Annotated in this window: 18 protein-coding genes and 1 tRNA gene; 8 read left to right on the top strand and 11 right to left on the bottom strand. The window is 69.1% G+C overall.

Annotated features, from left to right (window positions below; all coding sequences use genetic code 11):
* Window positions 1-27 precede the first annotated feature (27 nt).
* Window positions 28-792 carry a trans-aconitate 2-methyltransferase gene (locus BLW75_RS13420; protein WP_034316428.1) on the top strand — a complete coding sequence of 255 codons (765 nt, stop codon included), beginning with the start codon at window positions 28-30 and terminating at the stop codon, window positions 790-792.
* A 52-nt stretch (window positions 793-844) separates the two neighbouring features.
* Here the strand turns inward: BLW75_RS13420 and BLW75_RS13415 are convergent, their stop codons facing one another.
* Window positions 845-1,024 carry a hypothetical protein gene (locus tag BLW75_RS13415; protein WP_034316429.1) on the bottom strand — a complete coding sequence of 60 codons (180 nt, stop codon included), beginning with the start codon at window positions 1,022-1,024 and terminating at the stop codon, window positions 845-847.
* A 163-nt stretch (window positions 1,025-1,187) separates the two neighbouring features.
* On the opposite strand from BLW75_RS13415, the gene BLW75_RS13410 reads away from it, so the two are divergent.
* Window positions 1,188-1,260, top strand: a tRNA-Asn gene (locus tag BLW75_RS13410).
* Between the two features lie 129 nt (window positions 1,261-1,389).
* On the opposite strand, the gene BLW75_RS13405 is transcribed toward BLW75_RS13410, so the two are convergent.
* Window positions 1,390-2,160, bottom strand: coding sequence for a TRADD-N-associated membrane domain-containing protein (locus tag BLW75_RS13405; RefSeq protein ID WP_034316430.1), 771 nt, complete (start codon window positions 2,158-2,160; stop codon window positions 1,390-1,392).
* Window positions 2,161-2,252: 92 nt separating this feature from the next.
* The gene (locus tag BLW75_RS13400; RefSeq protein ID WP_034316431.1) at window positions 2,253-4,301 is read right to left on the bottom strand and encodes a tetratricopeptide repeat protein; all 2,049 of its coding nucleotides are present in this window, start codon (window positions 4,299-4,301) and stop codon (window positions 2,253-2,255) included.
* 164 nt (window positions 4,302-4,465) lie between these two features.
* Here BLW75_RS13400 and BLW75_RS13395 point away from each other — a divergent pair, with 164 nt between their 5' ends.
* The gene (locus BLW75_RS13395; RefSeq protein WP_091599734.1) at window positions 4,466-5,551 is read left to right on the top strand and encodes an RNA polymerase subunit sigma-70; all 1,086 of its coding nucleotides are present in this window, start codon (window positions 4,466-4,468) and stop codon (window positions 5,549-5,551) included.
* Here BLW75_RS13395 and BLW75_RS13390 read toward each other — a convergent pair.
* Both BLW75_RS13390 and BLW75_RS13385 read right to left on the bottom strand, forming a co-directional pair.
* Window positions 5,457-6,041 carry a dihydrofolate reductase family protein gene (locus tag BLW75_RS13390; protein WP_034316432.1) on the bottom strand — a complete coding sequence of 195 codons (585 nt, stop codon included), beginning with the start codon at window positions 6,039-6,041 and terminating at the stop codon, window positions 5,457-5,459. The genes BLW75_RS13395 and BLW75_RS13390 overlap by 95 nt on opposite strands.
* A 72-nt stretch (window positions 6,042-6,113) precedes the next feature.
* Window positions 6,114-6,542, bottom strand: coding sequence for a hypothetical protein (locus BLW75_RS13385; protein WP_034316433.1), 429 nt, complete (start codon window positions 6,540-6,542; stop codon window positions 6,114-6,116).
* 494 nt (window positions 6,543-7,036) lie between these two features.
* Between BLW75_RS13385 and BLW75_RS13380 the strand changes: the two genes are divergently transcribed.
* The gene (locus BLW75_RS13380; protein WP_034316434.1) at window positions 7,037-7,354 is read left to right on the top strand and encodes a hypothetical protein; all 318 of its coding nucleotides are present in this window, start codon (window positions 7,037-7,039) and stop codon (window positions 7,352-7,354) included.
* 6 nt (window positions 7,355-7,360) lie between these two features.
* On the opposite strand, the gene BLW75_RS13375 is transcribed toward BLW75_RS13380, so the two are convergent.
* Together BLW75_RS13375 and BLW75_RS13370 are read right to left on the bottom strand one after the other, a co-directional pair.
* On the bottom strand, window positions 7,361-8,281 hold the full coding sequence (locus BLW75_RS13375) for an aminoglycoside phosphotransferase/kinase family protein (RefSeq protein ID WP_091597543.1): 921 nt from the start codon (window positions 8,279-8,281) through the stop codon (window positions 7,361-7,363).
* 218 nt (window positions 8,282-8,499) lie between these two features.
* Window positions 8,500-9,150: a helix-turn-helix domain-containing protein gene (locus BLW75_RS13370; protein ID WP_277815028.1), complete on the bottom strand. Its 651-nt coding sequence runs from the start codon at window positions 9,148-9,150 to the stop codon at window positions 8,500-8,502.
* Between the two features lie 100 nt (window positions 9,151-9,250).
* Between BLW75_RS13370 and BLW75_RS13365 the strand changes: the two genes are divergently transcribed.
* On the top strand, window positions 9,251-10,126 hold the full coding sequence (locus tag BLW75_RS13365) for an FG-GAP repeat domain-containing protein (protein ID WP_034324861.1): 876 nt from the start codon (window positions 9,251-9,253) through the stop codon (window positions 10,124-10,126).
* 49 nt (window positions 10,127-10,175) lie between these two features.
* Here BLW75_RS13365 and BLW75_RS13360 read toward each other — a convergent pair whose 3' ends face one another.
* The gene (locus BLW75_RS13360; RefSeq protein WP_034324858.1) at window positions 10,176-12,872 is read right to left on the bottom strand and encodes an ATP-binding protein; all 2,697 of its coding nucleotides are present in this window, start codon (window positions 12,870-12,872) and stop codon (window positions 10,176-10,178) included.
* A 351-nt stretch (window positions 12,873-13,223) separates the two neighbouring features.
* On the opposite strand from BLW75_RS13360, the gene BLW75_RS13355 reads away from it, so the two are divergent.
* Together BLW75_RS13355 and BLW75_RS13350 are read left to right on the top strand one after the other, a co-directional pair.
* Window positions 13,224-14,072, top strand: coding sequence for an NmrA family NAD(P)-binding protein (locus tag BLW75_RS13355; protein ID WP_034324855.1), 849 nt, complete (start codon window positions 13,224-13,226; stop codon window positions 14,070-14,072).
* Between the two features lie 356 nt (window positions 14,073-14,428).
* Window positions 14,429-15,682, top strand: coding sequence for an HNH endonuclease signature motif containing protein (locus BLW75_RS13350; RefSeq protein ID WP_091597536.1), 1,254 nt, complete (start codon window positions 14,429-14,431; stop codon window positions 15,680-15,682).
* A gap of 469 nt (window positions 15,683-16,151) precedes the next feature.
* Here BLW75_RS13350 and BLW75_RS13345 read toward each other — a convergent pair whose 3' ends face one another.
* Entirely contained in the window at window positions 16,152-18,533 is a 2,382-nt protein-coding gene (locus BLW75_RS13345; protein ID WP_034324597.1) for an ATP-binding protein, read from the bottom strand.
* A gap of 7 nt (window positions 18,534-18,540) precedes the next feature.
* Window positions 18,541-19,557 carry a helix-turn-helix transcriptional regulator gene (locus BLW75_RS13340; RefSeq protein WP_091597533.1) on the bottom strand — a complete coding sequence of 339 codons (1,017 nt, stop codon included), beginning with the start codon at window positions 19,555-19,557 and terminating at the stop codon, window positions 18,541-18,543.
* A gap of 77 nt (window positions 19,558-19,634) precedes the next feature.
* Between BLW75_RS13340 and BLW75_RS13335 the strand changes: the two genes are divergently transcribed.
* The gene (locus BLW75_RS13335) at window positions 19,635-19,973 is read left to right on the top strand and encodes a YybH family protein (protein ID WP_034324594.1); all 339 of its coding nucleotides are present in this window, start codon (window positions 19,635-19,637) and stop codon (window positions 19,971-19,973) included.
* 54 nt (window positions 19,974-20,027) lie between these two features.
* Here the strand turns inward: BLW75_RS13335 and BLW75_RS13330 are convergent, their stop codons facing one another.
* A complete protein-coding gene (locus tag BLW75_RS13330) occupies window positions 20,028-20,762 on the bottom strand; it encodes a hypothetical protein (RefSeq protein ID WP_034324592.1) in 735 nt (244 codons plus the stop codon).
* Window positions 20,763-20,788 lie beyond the last annotated feature (26 nt).

Here is a 20,788-nt window from a genome sequence, read left to right as displayed (position 1 = left end):
GCTCGTACTGTATCGCTGGGAGGTGCCATGTGGGATCCGGTCAAGTACCTCGACTACGCCGACCTGCGCGCCAGGCCGTTCCACGACCTCGTGGCGCGGATCCCCGCCGCCAAGCCTCGCCGCGTCGCCGACCTCGGCTGCGGACCCGGAAACCTGACCGCCGGCCTGGCGGAACGCTGGCCCGGCGCGATCATCGAGGCGAGCGACAGCTCACCTGAAATGGTCGAGGCCGCCCGTTCACGAGGCGTCGACGCACGAGTGCTCGACGTCAACGACTGGGCACCCGAGCCGGACACCGACGTGGTCATCTCGAACGCGGTGCTCCAGTGGGTTCCGGAGCACCGCGACCTGCTCCGTCGCTGGGTGGGCCTCCTGCCGTCCGGGGCGACGCTCGCGTTCCAGGTCCCCGGTAACTTCGATGCCCCGTCGCACGCCCTCGTCCGCGCCCTCGCGCGCGCCGAGGAATGGGCCCCGCGGCTCGCCGACGTCGTCCTGCGGGAGAACGAGGCCGTCGACAGCCCGCTCGGCTACGGAAACCTGCTGGCCGACGAAGGCTGCGCCGTCGACGCCTGGGAGACGACGTATCTGCAGCGGCTGACCGGAGAGGACGCCGTGCTCGAATGGATCACCGGCACCTCGCTGCGGCCGGTCAAGGACGCCTTGCCGGGGGAGGCCTGGGACCACTTTCGCGCTCAGATCGCCCGGAAACTGGACGCGGCCTACCCGCCGCGTCCCGATGGAACCACCTGGTTCGAGTTCCGGCGCGTCTTCGTGGTCGCCGTCGTGCCGTGAAAGGGGCCCTCCGCCGCCGGCGAAGGGCCCCTCGATTCGTCTCGGGCAACGGTCAGCGCTGAGACCGCCCGAACCGCTCACCGACCTTGGCGCGAGCGACCCCGGCGGCGCCCTGCACCATGGGGTGGTCAGCGATCTTGCGGTAGGTCCGCACGATCTGCTCGTACCGCCCCCGGCCGGCCTTCGCGCCCAGTACGTAGCCCGCGGCCGCGCCCAGCAGGAACATCTTCATCCGAGTCCACGCCTCCGTTCGATCTTGCTCCAGCTGTCATTGTCCCTCAAAACGCGAGCTTGACGAGGTGATCCCCAAAGTGGGGGGTGGGTGTGCGGCCGCCAAGGGGCATGGGCTAAAGTTCTCTCATCGGTCGGAGCGATCCGGCCGGTACGGAGCACAATCCCCTGTAGCTCAACTGGCAGAGCATTCGGCTGTTAACCGGAGGGTTCTTGGTTCGAGTCCAAGCGGGGGAGCACAGAGTTCCTTCACGAAAGCCCAGGCCACGTGGCCTGGGCTTTTTCGTGTCCGGAGCCGAGGGCGACGACGGTGACGACGGTGCGCGACGCTCGGCATCGGCGGTGTGTTCGACGCGAAGAACGACCTCACTGGCCACCTGAGGAACCGCGCGATCGCCGAGGAGCAGCCGCGGTCGGCTCGTCGGCCGGGGTAGCGGGCAGTTGGCCGCGCGTCACCGTGTCCAGGTCATCGGAGGGGAAAAGCAGGTGCAGGGCGATGACCTCGTGCATGCGGTTACGAGCCTGCTTGTCGCCGATCTCGGCGGTGGCCGCCAACGCGCTCCGCACCGCGGTGGACCGCCGCACGCTGTCTTCCAGCCCGCGTAGGTTCTCCGCCGCGCGCTCACCGACGAGGTTCGCCTGCCGGAAGAGCAGCCCGCTGGCCGCGGTGGGGATGAAACCGGCCGCCGCGGTCACCGCGCCGACGTCCAGCCCGGCGAAGTACGTCAGCACCGCGCCGACGAGCACGACCGAGAACCCGAGCACACCGGACCACAGCGAGGCCTGCTGGAAGGCGGAGTGGTGCCGCAGCGCGAGCCGGTGGTGCTCGAGGTAGATCTCCGCCTCCTGCCGTGCGGTGTGCGCGAGTCCGCTCAGGCCGCCTGCCGCGGGATCGGCCTCGATCGAGACGCGCCTCGGCCGGGCGTTGAAACGTTCGACGTTGTCGTCCACCGCACCGGGCAATCGGTCGAAGACGCGTTTCGCGTGCCTGAACTCGTCCTGTGATCGCTGTTCTTGCTTCCGGGCGAAGAAGAACGCGGCGATTGCGCCGCACAGCCCTCCGATCACAACGAACGAAGAGGCGACCCAGACCGTGGAGCCACCTGTCCGGGCGAGCAATTCCACCTGGTACGACATCACAGTGTTCTACCAGAAACGGCCTACAGTGAGGTCGGGTCGGCCGCTGAGCACGTCAGCCGGGGCCGTCCGAGGGTTTCGGGACACTCTCGTCAAGATCGCCCCCGCACGGCCCGCAGGTGCTGCGTGGCCACACCTCGATCCTTCGGCGTGGTGGCAGGGTGGTTCCGCGCGTACTCGAACATCTTCGCGGCTTCGGCGAACTGTCCGCGTTCCTCCAGTACGCCGCCGATGTTGAGCGCCGCGCGCGGGACCAACGCGGGAAGAACCGTGAATTCGTGGTCGCGTAACGCATACACGTCCTGGTACCACCGCAGCGCGGTCTCGACGTCACGCTGAACGTGCGCGATCGTCCCCAGCAAGAACATGACCTCCGCTCGCAGGTCGAGATGTGCCAGCGTGGTCGCGGCGGTGAGCGCGGCCTGGGCACCGCTCGCGTCATTCTTCTTGAACCACAGGATGTGGCCGAGAGAAGCGCCGCACATCGCGCCCACGTCGCTGTCCGGCATGAGCTCCAGGCAGCGGCGGTAAGCGGCGATCGCGCCCTCCACGTCGCCGAGATTCTCGCGGCACGACCCGAGCGGCCAGTACAACGGCACCGAGTCGGCCGTCTCGCCGGAGTCGAGTATCCGCGTGAAGATCTTCTCCGCTTTGGCGTACTCCTTCTTGCCGAAATGTTCTTCAGCCCTGTTTCGCTGCTCTTCGAAGCGGCGCCGACGCTCGGCTTCGTCGAGCTTCAGTACTTGCCCCTTCATGTCGATGCGGTCGAATGCCTCTTCCAGGACGATGCGCGTTTTGTCGTCGCCGTCGAGTGAGCCGATGGTGTCGCGCCAGGATGTCGACTCGCGCTTGGCCTTGCCCTTCGGCCAACGGAAGCGACGCGCCAGTCTCTTTCCCGTGACCGCGCCGGTTTTGTCGATGAGTTCGTCGAGATCGTTCTTGATCTCGCCGAGCAGATCTTCGAAAGCCGCCACCCAGGTGTGGGTCGTCCAGTTGCTGTGCTCCGAGAGGTGGGCGTACAACGCTTGGAACCTCTCCTTGTTGGAGGAGTGGGTCGAATGCTCTGGCCGGTTCTTTCCCGCCATTCGCGCGCGGCGCCTGGTGAGCGCGTCCTGCGCGGTGACGTCGATGCCGTGGCGGGCCAGCCGTTCCTCGATCACGTCGAGGAACTCGAAGTACAGCAATGCCACGCACGGTGCGGTGTGGGCGATGTCCTGTTTCAGCTCCGGCGCGCCGTCGGAGAACACTTCGTCGAAGACGGCCATGTTCGCCCCCAGGTTCTTCCCGCCGGTGAACGCGCCGATCACCGCGTCCTGCCCCCAGGTGTCGGCCTCGAACTCCATCGCTCTGGAGCGTTCCAGCAGGTGGAAAGCCGAGTCCCTGCCGACGGAACGGAGTTCGTCGGCGTGGTTCAGGACCGCATGTCCGTACTCGTGGCACAGGACGAAAGTCTCCATCGTCTTGGTCAGCGGCATCTCCAACGTCCGCGCGACGATGGGGATCTCCACGAGACCCGCGGTCCTCGGCTTGCCGATGCCGAGGAACTCGAGTGCGGTGTCCACCGCCTGGACCCGCAGCGCCGACCGGGTTTTCTCGTCCTCGACGAAGCGGCTGACCGCCGCGCCGCTCATCGAGCCGATGCCGCCCAGCGGGAAGATGCTCCTGTTCATCTTGAACAGGAACGCGGCGAGACCTTGGTGCACCACGATCGCCGGTATCGCGGAGTCCTTGAAGGTGATGCATTCGGCATTGGGCTCGTAGGTCCGCAGAATGCCGACGGGAATCTTCGCCAAGGTGCCGCGCCATTGCGGCGGGGTCAGCTCGAGCGCGGTCTCCTTCAGGGCCGAGGCGAACCCGTCCGTCTCCGCGCCCAGGCTCATCAACCGCTGCCGAGTCTTTTTGACGGCGGACTTCGATGCCTTCTTCAGCTTGTTCTCGGCGTTGCGCGGCGCGGGTGGCTCGTCGAACGTCGACGTCGGTTTCTTGATCGCCACGAATTCGACCTTGTGCACGATCTCGCCACACGTCGGACAGGAACGGCCGCGCAGCTCGTCGGCGACGTTCAACGTCGCCGCTGTGTCGACCAGCGGCCCCGCCCAGATGATGTGCTTGCATTCCTTGCGTCGGGCAAAGACCTGCATCAGTCACGCTCCGGAATGAGGTGGCCACAGTCGCGGAACCCACTGTACAAGGTGTTCTTGGCCGGTATCCCGGAATCGCCGAGGCCACTGGAGTCCGGAGGGCCGGACCACCTGGCCGGTCGAGCACGGCGGAACTCCCGGTGATGATGGAAGGATCGACGACCATGACCGACGCTGGACCGCTCGGCGCCGACGAGGCCACGTTCATCGCGGCGGCTCGTTCCGGCGATACGGCCCCATTCGCGCTCCTCACGGAGCGGCACCGGCGTGAGCTGCAGGTGCACTGCTATCGGATGCTCGCGAACTACGAGGACGCCAAGGACATGACGCAGGAGACGTTCCTGCGGGCGTGGAACAAACGGGAGTCGTTCAAGGGCCACGCCGCGCTGCGAACCTGGCTGTACCGGATCGCGACGAACGTCTGCCTCGACTTCCTGGCGAAGCGCGACGACCGCACCCCGCTACCGTCCGAGCTGCTGTACCTGCAGCCGTACCCCGACCGGATGCTCCCCGAGGACCCCCAGGAATCGGCGGTGGCGCGGGAGACGATCGAGCTGGCGTTCATCGTGGCCGCCCAGCATCTGCCGCCGAGGCAGCGGGCGGTGTTCATCCTGCGCGACGTCCTCGGCTGGCCGGCGCCGAAGGCCGCCGACGCCCTCGAAGTGACCGTCGCGTCGGTGACCAGCGCCCTGCGGCGGGCACGCGTGACGATGCGCGAGCGCCTGCCCGGCCGCCGCCTCGACTGGCGGAGCCCCGCCACCCACGAGCTGTCGAGTGACGAGCGCGGTGTGGTGAAGGCGTACATCGACGCCCATGAGCGCAACGACCTCGACGGGCTGATCGCCCTGTTGCGCGACGACCTGCGCTTCGCGATGCTGCCCGAGTCGGGCACCTCGGTCAGGACGGCCAAGGACGCGGTCGACGGCTGGGTCGCCGGCGGGCTCTTCCAGCGCGGCCACGACGACTGGCGCGGTATCGCCACGGCGGTCAACCGCATGCCCGCCGCCGCGCTGTACCTCCGCACCCCCGGCGACCCGGAGCACCGGCTGTTCGCCATCGCGGCCCTGCACATCGTCGACGGGAAGATCGCCGAGCTCACCGGATTCGACGCCGACGGCAAACCATGGCTGGACGTGCCCCCGGCATTCCGACCACTCAGCGCCTCGTCTCGTAGCGGGTCAGCACCACGCCGCCGGGAAACGTCCGCGTCTCGACGAGGTTCAGCCGCACCCAGCCGTCCAGCGCGGTGAAGAACGGTGTGCCGCCGCCCACCAGAACCGGCACGGTGACCAGCACGTATTCGTCGATCAGCCCCGCCCGCATGGCCGCCCCGGCGAGCGTCGCGCCGCCGATGTCCATCGGGCCGCCGTCCTCGGCCTTGAGCCGGGCGATCTCGGTGACCGCGTCGCCGGTCACCAGACGGGTGTTCCCGTCGACCGTGCCGGTCGTCGAGGAGAACACCACCTTCGGCATGGCCCGCCAGCGGCGGGCGTACTCGACCTCGGCCGGGGTGGCGCCGGGCTGCTGGTCGGCGGTCGACCACGGGGAACTCATCGCCTGCCACAGCTTGCGTCCGTACAGTGCCAGGCCCGTCGCGGCCACCCGGTCGGACCACCACCCGAACAGCTCGTCGCTCGGCGACGAATCCGGTCCGTCGCCCCCACTCCAGCCGAGGTCGTCGCCGGGCGCGGCGATGTAGCCGTCCAGCGTCACATTCATGCCGAAGGTCAGTTTCCGCATGGCGTCACCCTCCTGTGAGTCGATCTCACCCGTACAGACGGACGCGGCGCGAAAACCTGATCGGTGTGCGGATCAGATCCGGGTCATGGTGGAGGTGTAGCCGCCTCCGTCCGGGTAAACCCAGTCTCCGGTCATGGAGGTGTCCTCGGCGTCGAAGGTGCCCTGGAAATAGGCGGGGCTGCCTTTCTCCCCGGCCCAGATGGTCAAGGTGTCGCCGATGAGTTCGTAGGCGTAGTCGAGGGTGTTTCCGGCCGAGTCGTAGAACCGGGAGACCACGTCCTTACCGGGGGGTTCGCCGAAGGGGCGCAGGTTGCCGATGACCTCCAATCCGGTGATCCGCTCTTCGAGCTGGCTGAGTTCGACGTGCTGCAGCAGGAAGAATCCGCCCGGCATCCATTCGTACCGCACGGTGCCTTCGGCTCCGCCGGTCACCTTCCAGGTGCCGACCAGCCGGTCGAGTGCCTTCAGCTCGGGGCTGGGCTCGATGGTCGTTTCGGCCATGGTTTCCTCCTCGTGAACGTGATCTCGACGATATCCGGGCCGGGAGGAGATCGCCGATCCGTGGCGCGGTGGCGGTGGAAATTCACCGAGGAGGAGTCATGGCCCGGCCGATCGCCGGAGCCGTCCGGCCGGGACGGACCGGGGGAGGGTCCGGCTGCGCGGCGACGCCCAGGCGCTCTCGGCCGAGATTTCCGATGAGGGAAAGGCATTCGCCGTCGATGACCGGGTGACGGCGCGACGCGGGCTGCGGGAATACGTGCACGGGCGGATGAACCGGGTCGGTGGTACGGCGACGATCATCTCCGCCGAAGGGGCGGGCACGACGGCACGCCGGTCAAGGACGGGGTGACCGCGGCTGGCCACCGCCGCCATCGGCAAGGTGACACCGAAGCGCTGAGCTCTTTTCCCGATCGTGTGGTCCGTTCGACCGGCAGTGCGCGGACGCGTCCGCGGATATCTTGTGGCCGATACCCCGGCACATCCTGAGGAGCACCATGACGACCACCCGGCGCGCTTTCGCCGTTCTGGCCACCGCAGGCCTGGTCATCTCGGTCCTCGGCGCGGGCTCCGCCTCCGCCGCGACCAAGGGCAAGATCTACATCTACAACACCTGCGGCAGCGCGGTCTCCACCACGATCCACCGCACCGACGGCTCGATGATCGCGGGCACCGGCGCGGCCCCGGCGGGCAGCTATTTCGGCTACCCGGTCCACCCCGGCGCCTACCAGGTCCGCGTGCCCGCCGGTAACCGGAACGTGAGGGTCCTCGACCTCGGCGGGAAGGCGCACTCGGTCGTCGTCAAGGCCTGCTGACCTCCTTCAGGCGTTCGCCCGGCGAAGGCGTTCGGCCACCTGCGCGCGGACGATGTCCGGCGAACCCTGGGGAGCGCCGTGCAGCGCTTCCCAGCGGACGTCGTGCGCCGCCGGCCACAGGCTCGCCGCCCACGCGACCTCCTGCTCCTCGGTGGTGAACCGACGGCCCCGGATGTCCTGATAGGCCGCCAAGAACGCCTCGGAGCTCGCGATCGGCGGCAGCAAGGCGGGCCCGGTCTTGGGAAAGACGGCGCTCGCCGCTCCCGCCAGTGCCGCCTCCGGCTGCCACGCCAGGCTGTCCCAGTCGTGCACGGCCCAGACGCGCCCGCCGAGCCAGCGGAGGTTCTGCGCTTCGAAGTCGGCATGGCCGAGTACGCGGGGCAGGTCGGCGGCGAGCAGCCGACCACGGAGCCTCCCGGCTGTCTCGACGACGTACGCGGGCACGGTGTTCTGATCCCGCCGATCGAGGTCCTCGATGGACGGCCACAACCCCGGATCCGTGTGGTCCCACCGTATCCAGCGGGGATTCGGCAGTGGCGGCGGGACGGTCACGTCGGCCAGCGCGGTCATCAACCGGGCGAACACCTCCGCGTAGCGCGCGGCGACGTGCGGTGAGTCGCCGCGCAGCAGTTCACCGCCGGGCCGCAATTCCTCGGCGTGCACGGCCAGCGTCCCCACGCCTGTCACGGGCGTGACCGGCCTGGCGCACGGAAACCCCCGGTCGGCCAACCGGGCCTGCGCGGCGACACACGACGCGGCGCGGCCGTCGTCTTCCCGCGCCTTCACCACGACGTCCCGCCCCGTCGCCAGCCGCAGCCCGAACACCGCCGATATCGACCGTGCCTCGAACAGCACGGCGACCGGCTCGGCTCCCAGGTGATCCGCACACCAGGTCGGCAGCCAGTCCGGCAGGTCGTCCTCCACCACGTATCCGTCCTACCGGAGATCCCGACCACGGCGGAAACGACCTCACGCGGCACCGAGCCGGCCTGGAGCTGTTCGGTGAGAGCCCGCGACGCGGCCATCACCTCGTGGTAATTCTCTTCGCGCAACCCGGGTTCGCCACCGCGGATCGTCCACATCCGGGCTTCGGGGGCGTCGGCCGAAGTCACCAGGGGACCGTAGCGCGAGACCGCGCACGTCGCTCAGTCCGCCAGCGCGGCCCCGAGTGTGCGGGCGGCGCGGGCGACGGTGTCGGACATCGTGACGGAGGACTGCGGCAGCGTGAGCACGGTCGCGATCGAGCCGACCGTCCGGCCGGTCGGCAGCCTGACGGACGCTTCGACGGCGACGAGTTCGTGTTCCGCTTGCCACCGGGGGCAGAAGCGGCCGGTGCGCTGGGGCACCGTCGATCCGGGCCGGAGAAGGACGCCGTCCTCCGCCCGGGTGAGGCTGGCGGCGGCGATCAGGATCCGGCCGTCGCAGGGGACGGCGAGCACCGAACTGGCCCGGGTGGCCGCGGCCAGGCGCCGGAGTTCGCCGCGCGCGAGTTCCAGCAGCCGCGGATAGGGCTGCCACGATTGGCCGAGCCGGAATGCCTGCGCGCCGACGCGATAGCGGTTTTCGCTGCGCTGGACAACCTCCAGTGCGGTCAATTGCTCGAGTAATCGGTATGCCGTCGATTTCGGCAGCGAACAGGAATTTGCCAGCTGGGTCAATCCCGCTTCACCTTGATGTCGTACCAAGGCATCCAATAGGGTGAAAGCGCCTTCGAGGACGCTTCTTGGTCTTCTCTTGGTCTCCACTGAAATCCCCTCGCGCGGTCCGCTGGACGGAATCCTTGCTGACAAGGTCATGCCGTCGGTGTCAGGCTGGAACTACCCCGGTTCGTATCTTCGGTCATAAAGCGCGGACTGGGAAGAGCACGTCCACCGAACGGAAAGAGGTTCCGGCAAAATGCGAAGATCCATTCGGCTGGGTGCGGCATTGGCGGGTCTGCTCGCGGGTCCGCTCGTAATGTCACCGGCCGCGGGAGCGGACGATATCGGTGTCGCCGCCTCGCCATCGTCTCAGAAGCCCGCCGCGGATTTCGACGGCGACGGGTTCGCCGACAAGGCGGTTTGGCGTCCCGGTAACGGTGTCTGGTACGTGATCCGCAGCAGTAACGGCAGTGTCGTGACCCAGCAGTGGGGTGTCTCGGGCGACGTGCCGGTGGCCGCGGACTACGACGGCGACCATCGGGCCGACTTCGCCGTGTGGCGGCCGAGCAACGGAATTTGGTACATCATCCAGAGCAGCACGGGCGCGGTGGTGACCCAGCAGTGGGGCGTGTCCGGGGACGTTCCCCTGACCGGCGATTTCAATGGTGACGGCCGCTCCGATTTCGCGGTGTGGCGGCCGAGTAATGGCACCTGGTACGTGCTCGGTATCGCCACGGTGCAATGGGGTGTCGCCGGTGACGTTCCGGTCTCCGGCGATTTCAACGCCGACGGGCGCGCCGACTTCACAGTTTGGCGCCCGAGCGACGGCGTCTGGTACGTGCGGGGAATCGCGACCCAGCAATGGGGGGTCGCGGGCGATATTCCGGTGGCCGGTGATTTCAATGCGGACGGCCGCTCCGATTTCGCCGTGTGGCGGCCGGGTAACGGTGTCTGGTACGTGCTCGGTATCGCGACCCAGCAATGGGGTGCCGCCGGTGACGTGCCCATGGCGGGCAATTTCGGCGGCGACCCGCGGGCGGACTTCGTGGTGTGGCGGCCGTCGAACGGGACCTGGTACGGCCTTGGCCTGTTCACCACCCAGTGGGGGACACCGGGCGACATCCCGGTCTGAGCAGTGAACGGGAGCCTCCGTCTTCCGTACGCGGAAGGCGGAGGACCGGTCAAGAACCGGCTTCCTCGTCGCGGAGATCGGGCATGTCCCTCAATTGCCTGCGCGAAGTGATGCCGAGCTTGCGGAAGATGTTGCGGAGGTGGGCGTCCACCGTGCGGGGACTGAGGAACAGCCGGGTGGCCACTTCCTTCGAGGTCGCGCCTGCCGCGACCTGGCGCGCGATATGCGTCTCCTGCATGGTCAGATGGTCGTAGGAACGCCCGGAGCGGCTGCGCGCGACCTCCCCGGTCGCGCGCAGTTCGTCGGCGGCCCGCCGGGTGAACGCCTCCAGCCCGATCTCCGACAGCTGGTCGTGCGCGGCGCGCAGGTGTTCACGCGCCTCGCGTCGGCGGCCCGCGCGGCGCAACCATTCGCCGTACCGCAACCGCGCCCGCGCGAGATGCACCGAGAGCGAGCCGTTCGCCAGATAGCGGAGCGCCTCCAGATGGTCGGGTTCGGCGTTGCTGACGAGGGCCCGCGCGCTCGCCGCGATACCGAGGGCGAAGGCGGTCCCCGCGGGTTCCGTGCGGGCGGTCAAGGAGTCCAGCGCCGACCGGGCGACGGAATCCTTCCCGCATCGCACCGCGGCTTCGACGAGTTCGGGCAACGCGATGCCGGCGAGGAAGAGGTCGCCGCTCGCCACGGCCTGGGTCGCCGCGTCCAGCGCTGCCGGGTATTCCGCGAGCCCGTTGTACAGCACGGCCGTCGCCCAGTGGGCGTTCGCGGTCAGCTGCCCGTTGCCGCGAGTCGTCGCTTCGGCGAACAGGTCGAGCACCTCCCGGCGGCGGCCGCGCATCGCCGCCAAGTGCACGCGCGGGTACAGCTGCGGCGGATCACCGACGGCGTCCGCGATCGCCTCTTCTTCCGCGATCGCGGCCATCGCCCGCCCGAAGTTCCCGGTGAGCACCGCGTGCAGCGCCACCTGGGACAGGCCGAGCCGGATCGTCATCGGCGATCCCGTGTCCCGTCCGGTCCGCACGAGCCAGTCGACGATCGTCGCGTGCAGGTCGATGTCCCACAGTTCGCCCGCGAGCACGGTGGCCAGGGCCGGTGTCCTGGTCCAGCCGGCATCGTCGCCGGTGAGAACGCGGCGAAGCGCCGGCACACCGGCATGGTGGCCTTCGGCGGTCAACCGCACCAGCGCGTCGAGGAGATCCGGCGGTCCTGACGCCGGCGGCGCCGACCGGGCCGCGTCGAGAACGCGGTCCAGCACTCCCGCGGCCCGGCCGACCACGAGCCCCATTTCCAGCGCCGCGACGAAGGACTCGCGTGACCGCTCCGGATCGACGGCGGCGAGCCGCTCCGCCGCGCGCAGGATGAGTTCCGGCCCGCGGACAGCCCCCTCCGTGCCTTGGACGAACGCGATCCTCCCGCGCAGCAGGTCGACCGATGCGTGCTGGGAGACGGCCAAGGTCTCGGTGTCGACGCTGGCCAGCAGCTCCGCCGCCGCGTCCGTCGCGCCCGCCTCCAGCGTGGTCCGCGCGGCCGCGAGGGTGCGCTCGATCTGCTTGGCAGGGTCGAGCGAAAGCGCCGCCGCGCGTTCGAGGAACGCGGCGGCGGCCGCCACACCTCCGCGTGCCTGCGCGCGCGACGCCGACAATTCCAGTTCCGCCGCGACCTGTTCGTCCGGCCCGGAGGTGGCCTGGGCCCGGTGCCAGGCCCGGCGGTCTCCGGCGGTTTCCGGGTCGGTGACTTCGGCCAGTGCTCGATGGGCCGTGTGGCGCTGCTCGGGTTCGGCCGCGCGGTACGCGGCGGAGCGCGCCAGCGGGTGGCAGAAGCGCGCCCGCGTGTCGAACCGGATCAGCCCGGAGGCCTCGGCCGCGGCGCTCGCGGTGGGCACGTCGATGTCCAGCCGCCGCGCGGCCGCCCACAGCAGACCGGGATCGCCGGTGGGATCGGCGCTCGCGAGGGTCAGCAGCCGCCGCGCGGCCACGGGCAGTTCCGCCATCCTGGCCCGGAAAATCCGCTCTATCCGGCTCGCGATCGGCGACGGCGCCGGCGGTGCGAAACCGCCCGCTTTCGGCAGTTCGATGAGCGCGAGCGGGTTGCCGCGCGCCTCCGCGAGCAGACGATCGCGCACACGCTCGTCCAGCGTCACGGTCTTTTCCCCGGCCAGCAGGGCACGCGCGTGCGTATCGCTCAAACCGCCGACCGTCAGTCCCGGCAGGTCGTCCAGCCCGCGAACCGGGTCCTGGTCACGCGCGGCGAACACCATCGCGATCGGTTCGGCCGCGATCCGCCTCGCCAGGAACGTCAACGCCCTCGCCGACGCGGTGTCCAGCCAGTGCGCGTCGTCGACCACGCACAGCATCGGACGCGTCCCCGCGGCGGTCGCCAGGAGTTCGAGCGCGGCGAGACCGACCCGGAACGGATCCGGCGCGCCGTCGGCCAGCCCGAAGGCGACCAGGAGGGATTCGCGGTAGGGAGCCGACAGCGTGTCGAGGTGCGCCAGCGCCGGGACGCACAGCTGGTGCAGTGCCGCGAACGGCAGTTCACCCTCGAATTCCGACCCGGACGCGCGGATGAGCTGGAACTCCTCGGCCGTCGCTCGTTCGACGTGGTCCAGCAGCGCGCTCTTGCCGATACCCGGCTCGCCACGGAGGACGAGCACTCCGCCCTCGCCTCGGCCCGCCGCGTGGACAAGGGCGAGGAGGCGATCGATCTCGGCTCGTCTGCCGACGAGCGATCGGGGGGACGTCGTGGGCATGGTCCGAACCCTAGCGAGGCGGAATAGGTGATTGTCGCCGACGCGAACGGACGGGCCCCCGCGCGATCGTGGCGGCATGACCGGAGGAGCGACGAACGGATTTGCCGCGGGGTGCGATGCGCGGCCTCGCGAGCGCCATGTTCCTGGTCATCCTCGACGCCGCGACGGTGATCCACGAACCGGCAGGGCCTGGCGCTCACCGCCGCCGACCTCACGGTGGTCGTGGACAGCCACCTGCTGCCGGACGACCCGGTCGAGGTCGCCGCGCTCGTCGTCAATCGCCCTCGCGGTTGCACTCTTCTCCGCAGTCAAAACCCGTAACCGAACTCTGTCGGGAAAGGACATTCCACAATGGACACTGTATTGGTGACCGGCGCGACCGGAACCATCGGAACCACCCTGATACCCGCTCTGCGAGCCCGCGGCGTCGCCGTCCGCGCGATGACCCGGGACCCCGATCGTTCCGTTCCCGGCGCCGAGACCGTCGTCGCCGACCTGCGTGGCCCGGAAGCGGTCGGTGCGGCACTGAAAGGCGTCGACGCGGCCTTCCTCAACAGCCCTTCCGCTCCCGACGCCGCCTCACTCCAGATCCGGTTCGCCGACCTCGCCCGGGACGCCGGTGTGAGCCGGCTCGTGCTGCTCTCGCAGTACGCGGCGCGCGCCGACTCGCCGGTGCGGTTCCTGCGCTGGCACGCCGAAGTGGAGGCGCACGTCCGCTCACTCGGGATCGAGCACACCGTGCTTCGTCCCAACCTCTACTTGCAGGCGCTGCTCGCCTTCGCCGGAACTATCGCGCAGGGTTTCTTCGCCGCACCCATCGGCGAAGCCGCCGTCAGCGCCATAGACACCAGGGACATCGCGGACGCCGCCGCGGCCGTGCTGACCGGTACGGGACACGCCGGCCGGACCTACACGCTGACCGGACCGCGCGCGGTGACCCACGGCCAGATCGCTCAGGCGCTCTCGACCGCCACAGGGCGGAACGTCACCTTCCGCGACACCTCCGCCGATCGGTTCGCCGCGGCGCTGAACGGTTTGCTCCCGCGGTGGCAGATCGACGGCCTCATCGAGGACTACGCGCACTACGCCAGAGGCGAAGCCGCCGAAGTGCACACGGCCGTCGCCGACCTGACCGGAAAACCCGCGCGCGACGTCACCGACTTCGCCCGCGACCACGCTGCCGATTTCTTGTCCGTGTGAAAGGGAAGCGCGATGATCCACCACTGCATCCGGTTCACGCTCAAGGCGGATGTTTTCGAGGAGGAAAAGGCCGTGGGGCTCGCGCGGATGGGGCGCACGTCCACCGGCGCCGGTTCGAGAACCTGCTCGATGTGGCCGGACCGGCCGGCGATCTCAAGAGGAACAGCGGTAGTCCGCACCTGGCAGGCATGGGCAGCCGTTCGGCGATTCCCTTCGCAATTAGTCGACTAAATGCGAGGGTTGGCTGTATGTGTCCGCGGTATGGTAGTTCTATCACCCTTCAGTGTTAGTTGTTCGTTTTGTTGGTTGCCCAAAATTACGAACACATGTTCGGTGAATTGCGGTATTCTGGGGGTGTGTCCGAGACCTTCCTTCCCGAGTTGCCGCAGGAGCTGTGGCGCGCTGGCAAGCTGGAGCTTGCCCATGGCGTGCAGCAGTCTTTGCAGGTGATTCGGATGGCCACCGCCGGACTGGGGAAATTCCTGGCGGAGATCGAGTCTCGGGGCGTCAAAGACTTGTACGGGTATGGCCGCACGGCTGCATGGTTCGCGGATGTGGCGGGGTTGTCGGTCGGTGAGGCGGGTGCGGTGGTGAAGCGGGCCATCGCGTTGAACTCGACCCGTGCGTTGGACGGCACCGAGGTTCCCGCCGCGCTGCCCAAGACCGCTGCGGTTGCGGCCGAGGGGTTGGTCGGTGATGAGCGGATCGATCAGATCCTGGAGATCTTGAAGAGACTCCCGGCCGACACCTCGGTGGAGGACCGGGCGAACGCGGAGAAGATTCTCGCCACCCTCGCCCGCGATGCCGGTCCTCGCCAGTTGGCGGACGCTGAGGCGAACCTTTTGGCGTTGCTGGACCCCGACGGCAAGGAGCCGAAGGATCCGGAACCGAAGGAGTCGCGCCGGGAGATCACGCTGGAGCGCCGCAAGGACGGTTTCTGGAAACTGACCGGTCTCCTGGATGACGAGACCGGTGCCCGCACCGCTGCCGCGCTGGAGGCCTACGCCCAGCCACGACCCGTCGACGAATTCGGGCAAGCCGATCTGCGGATGAAATGCGAACGGATGGGTGACGCGTGGGTCGACCTGCTCGATCTGGCGATCGCCTGCCCGGACCAGCCCGGCACCAGCGGCTACCGGACCCTCGTGAACGTCACCATTGGACTTGAGGAGTTGAAGTCCGGTCTCGGGACCGCGTGCCTGGATTTCGTCGGGACGATGACCGCGAGGGAAGCCCGGCTCGCCGCCTGTGACTGCCTGATGCTGCCGGTCGTGCTGAGCGCCGCCGGAGAACCCCTCGATGTGGGGCGACTCAGACGCTTCGTCACCCCAGGCCAGAGACGTGCGTTGAACATCCGCGACGGCGGCTGCGCCTTCCCGGGCTGTCATCGGAAACCCAAGAATTGCCACGCTCACCACATTCATCACTGGGCAGACGGCGGACCTACCGATCTTCGGAATCTGGTGCTGCTGTGCGGGTTCCATCACCGGTTGATCCATCACGGTGACTGGGAAGTCCGGATGGCGGCCGACGGGTTACCGGAGTTCATCCCACCCCAATACCGAGACCCGCTCCGACAACCTCGGCGCAACACCCTCCACCGCGTCTGAACCCGAGGAGCCCGCCAGCCACACCGGCGACGGGCCCCTCGCCATGCCCAAGGCTCCGTGAAGGACTCTTTGGGGGACCGGCTCGACCATCAGATGCCCACAGGCTCAAGACCGAGCGCCTTGGCAAGACGAGGCAACCGGCAGAAATCGACGTCCCGTTCTGCCGGTAAGGCTGCCTGGACCCGGATGTCCTACCGGCTTAGGTTCGGTCCAGTTGTTCAGCGGCGACGCGAAGCCGACGGCACTCGGACACGGCCATCGGGTATCGAACCGGAACCACCCCCCGGCGAACCGGTCCTGGGCAACGAGACCCAGGCTGGGGCGTCGGCCGCCGGACCCCGCACCTGGACCGAACGTCGTCCGCGACGTCCCCGCGCACGCCGAGGTCGCCCGGAATACCGGCCTTGCTGCGGTCGGCCGGTGCCCCCCATCCCGAGCCGGCCTCGGCGTGCGAGCGGAACGACGTCAGCTAGGAACCGTAGTTCGGTTTGACCGCTTCGGAGCGACCGAGCCGGTCACGGAGACCCCGCGCGCGTTCCCGGTCCATGTGGGCCGACGCCGGGTCGCCCATCTCCTCGGACAGCGCCGCTCTTTCGTCGAGCGTGTCGATCTGGGCCTGTGTCAGGCCGATGCGTTCGTAGAGTTCCCCGGCTTCGGACAGACGGCGGCGCGCGTTCGCGTGGTCGCCCTGGCGCCGCATGAACCGCCCGGTCTCCTGGAGGGCGCGGGCCTGGCCCATGGCCGCGCCGTGCCGACGGAACAGGCCGAGTGCCGTCTCGCACTGGGTGAGTGCCCGATCGGCCGAGTCGAGGGCGGCCAGGTTCTGGGCCGAACGCAGCAGCACATACGCGTAGTTGGTGTCGTCCACCGGAGTGCGCGAGCCGCCGTGGTCCGGCGCGAAGTAGCGGACGCAGGCGTCGAACTCTTCGGCGGCCTCGTCGTACCGGCCCTCCCGGTACCGGTACGAGGCCCGCATCGTCCGTGCCACATGGACCCCGAGCGGGTAGCCCGCCTCCTCGAAGAGGCGCACCGCCTCGTCGAAGAGTTCGGGCGATGTCTCGCGGGCGTTCGCGCTCGTCAGGTACACCCGCGCCCAGCCCTGTTCGCGCCGATCGCCCGCCTTCACCGCGGCGTCCCAGGCCAGCCGGGCCATCCGGACGGCTTCCTCCGCCTGATCGCACAGCGAGGCCTGCACCCAGGACAGATAGTTCCGGTGGACCGCCTCCTCCCGGTCGCTGCCGAGCGCGATGGCCGCGTTCACGGCGAGTTCGAACACGTCGTACCAGGTACTCGCGGTCCCGCCGATCTCCGAGTACCAGTGCATGGATTCGGCCAGGTCCAGCACCGGCCGGTGGTCACCGCGCGCGGCGACGCTTTTGACCGCGGCGTGCCAGTTCTTCAGTTCGACCTCGAGCCACCTGCCCGCTCCGGCGTGGTCGCCGAACGACGCCGTCGCGGCCGGGAGCGGGCTCACTCCGTCGGTCGGGTGGAAGTAGCGGCCCGCCGCCGTCGCGGTGCGCACCAGCCAGTCGGCCAGCCGGTTCTCCGCCGCTTCGACCACCTCGGGAGCCTCCTCGCGGGCCAGCCGTTCGGTCGCGAAGACCCGCAAGAGGTCGTGGAACTGGTACCGGCCGTTCTCCTGCGACGTCTGCAGCAGGCTCGCGTCCGTCAGTTCCTCCAGGAACACGGCGGCGTCGTCCTCGTCGGCCGCCTCGATGAGCGTCATCGCCGCTCCCACCGAGAAGTCCGCCGCCGGGACGAGCGACAGCCGCCGGAACACCGCGGCGGCGTTCGGACTGAGCTGGCGGTACGACAGTTCGAAGACGCTGCGCACGTCGAGATCGCCGGCGGTCAGCGTGGTCAACCGTCGGCCGCGGTCCCGGAGCTGATCCACCAGGCGCGACAACGGCCAGGTCGGGCGGCTCGCCAGCCGGTTGCCCGCGATCCGCAGCGCCAGCGGCAGCCGCCCGCACAGATCGACCAGTTCGAGCGCCTCCCGCCGCTCCCGCGCCACCCTGTCCGCCCCGATGATGGTCGACAACAGGGCGACCGCGTCGTCCTCGCCGAACACGTCGAGAGCGAGCCTGCTCGCACCCTCCAGCCCCACCAGCATCTGACGGCTGGTGACCAGGGTGAGACACCGCGGCCCGCCGACCAGCAGCGGGCGGACCTGGGCCTCGTCGGCCGCGTCGTCGAGGACGATCAGGGCGGCCCGATCCTGCAGGAGGGAGCGGCACAGGCTCACCCGGTCCTCCTGATCGGCCGGGATGCGGACGGCGTCGACGCCCAGCGAGCGCAGGATCAGATGCAGCACGTCCGCCGGGCCCGCCTGCTCGGCGGACATCCCGCGCAGCTTCAGGAAAAGCCTGCCGTCGGGGAACTCTTCGGCGAGGTTGTGCGCCACGCGGACCGCGAGGGTGGTCTTGCCGGTCCCGGGAGGTCCGCTCAGGATCGCGACCCGTCCGGACCTGCGGCGACCGCCCAGACCCGCGGAAAGGGCGCGCAACGCGTCGAGATCGCTTTCGCGGCCGGTGAGGTCGTCGACGTCCGCCGGGAGGATGCCGATCAGGTGGGCGCCGGTGATCCCGGCGGGCGCGGGGACGCGGCCCTGCCGGGCGACCTTCTGCAGGCCGGTCAGCTCTTCGTCGGTCAACGACAGTGGCGCGGCGAGCGCTTCGATCGTCCGGCGTTGCGGGCTCTTGGCGATCCCGCGTTCCATGTCGCTGATGGCGCGGACGCTCACCCCGGACCCTTCGGCGAGTTCCTCCTGCGTGAGGCCGGCTCGGACGCGGTAACCCTTCAGCAGCACCTTGAAAGTCGTGACTGCCTTGCCCAGGGCGGCGTTCGTCATGGCCGGATTATCCCGTCCCGGACGGCGGGCTCGACTTGACTTTGGTCTCATCGGCGCGGCCGGCGTAGCGGGCGGTGATCGCCTCGGCCCGGCCCCGCAGCGAGGCGCGTAACCAAGGCGGCGCAAGGGCTTCCGCGTCCGTGGCGAGTTGCCACAGCGCCCATTCGGCGTGGCGCGCGTCCTGGAAGGTCACCTCCATGCGCAGACGGCCGTCCTCATCGGCTTCTTCCGTGAGCACGGCCAGCGCGGTGCCCGCCAGTTCGTCCCGCCGCACCGGGGACACCAGCACCGACACGGCGACCTGGTCTCCACCGCTCCGGAACCGCGTGCCGCGTTCCTGCCAGGCCCGGTCCAGATCCACCCGGTCCGGGCGTTGCGCGGGTTCGGGGAGTTCCTCGGCGGCCCGCACCCGGGACAGCCGGTAGGTGCGGTCCTCGCCGGACCTCGTGGCCAGCAGATAACCCCGATCCCGGACGGTGACCAGACCTATCGGATCCACCGTGCGCCACCGCGCCGCCCGGCCCTCGGCCGCGTAGTGGATGCGCAGCTTGTGCCCCGCGAACACCGCGCGCCGGACCTCGGAGACGACGGTGTCCGGCACCTCCTCGGCGGCCACCCGGCGCGACAGCAGGTCGGTCTCCGGGTCGATGAGCAGGCGCCGGGCCGCGCCCGCCGCGGTGTCCCGCTGGCCTTCCGGCAGCGCGTCGACCACCTTGAGCATGGCCGCCGCCAGCGCCGAGCCGAGGCCGAACGCCTGCGCGCCACGCCGTGATCCGGCGATCAGCAGCGCGAGCGCCTCGTCATGGTTCAGCCCGGTGAGTTCGGTGCGGAAACCGGGCAGCAGCCCGAAACCGCCGTGCCTGCCTCGTTCGGCGTACACCGGCACACCCGCCGCCGACAACGCCTCGATGTCGCGCAACACGGTGCGGGTGGAGACCTCCAGTTCGCGCGCGAGCGTGGTCGCGGACAGACGGCCGCGGTGCCGCAACAGCAACACCAAGGAGACCAGCCGGTCGGCGCGCATGGCCCGAACTCTAGCGGAATACACGACACAGGATGTCGTGATTCGCTGCGAGGCTCGTCCCCATGACAAGCAGGACTGTGGCCACCGAGCCGAACGATCTGGGCAAGTTCTTCATCGAGCGAGGCAACGCGGGCGATGTCGACGGGCTGGTGGCGTTGTACGAGCCGGACGCCGTGCTGGCGTTCCCGCCGGGCAACATCGCGAAAGGGCACACGGAGATCCGCAAGGTGTACGAGGAGTTCGTCGCGGCCGCGCCGGAACTCCTGCCGGGCAGGCAGCATCCGGCGCTGGTGGGCGGCGACCTGGCGCTCACGGCGTCGACGCTGACCACCGGCGAGGCGACCATCGAGGTCGCCCGCCGTCAGCCGGACGGATCCTGGCTCTGGGTGCTGGACCAGCCGGTGTTCGTGCCGTGACGGGGCGGCTCGCCGGTGGCGGACCCGGGTCCGCCACCGGCGAGCCGTACGGCGTCAGAGCGTGCAGTTCCTGGCCGAACCCGTGTTCACCTTGGCTCCGGTGAACTCCTCGATGATCGCGATGTTCTCCGGTGCGTAGTTCTTGGCGACGATCTTGGCCACGTCCGCACTGCCGAGTTTCGCGGCATGGGGTGCGGATTGATCCAGCCAGTAGGCGGTCCGGAGGAATTCGATGAGCACGAAGTCGCGCAATTCGGGCTGTGCTTTGATCTTCGCCCAGTAATCGGGATGTTTCGTCTTGGCGACGCGAAGATAGAGCTGAAGGTAGCGCATGTTCGTGGCCGCGATGTCCCGCGAATTGCTCGCGCCCACGCCCTGGATGTACTCGGCGACGACGGTCGCGGCGGGCAATCCCATGAGCCCGGCGTTGAGTTCCGCGATGACCCCTTGCATCCGGTACGACCCCTGCTGCTGGTCCCGCAGGTAGATGTCGTCCATCGAACGCGTGAGATCGTCCGTGATCAGCGGCAGGATTTCGCGACGGGGGAAGCCGCCGTGGATCGGGACCTTCATCGCCTTGCGGGAGGCGTCGATCCACGCCGAGACGTACACGTCCCACGATGTCCTCGACGGATCCAGATCCCACATGTGGGTCTCTTCGTGAATCGCCACCATCAGGGACTCGGCGAGCGCGTTGAAGCTGGTCTTGTTGACGAACTGGCTGAAGTACTTGTCCTTGGCCTGGGCGATCGCGAGCGCTTCGCCGCTCGGCCAGCGCCGCTTGTACACGGCTTGGATCGTCTGCAACCACTTCG

The sequence above is a fragment of the Amycolatopsis lurida genome (genome assembly GCF_900105055.1).
In the GTDB taxonomy this organism is placed as follows: domain Bacteria; phylum Actinomycetota; class Actinomycetes; order Mycobacteriales; family Pseudonocardiaceae; genus Amycolatopsis; species Amycolatopsis lurida.
This window is presented reverse-complemented; position numbering and strand designations above follow the sequence as displayed.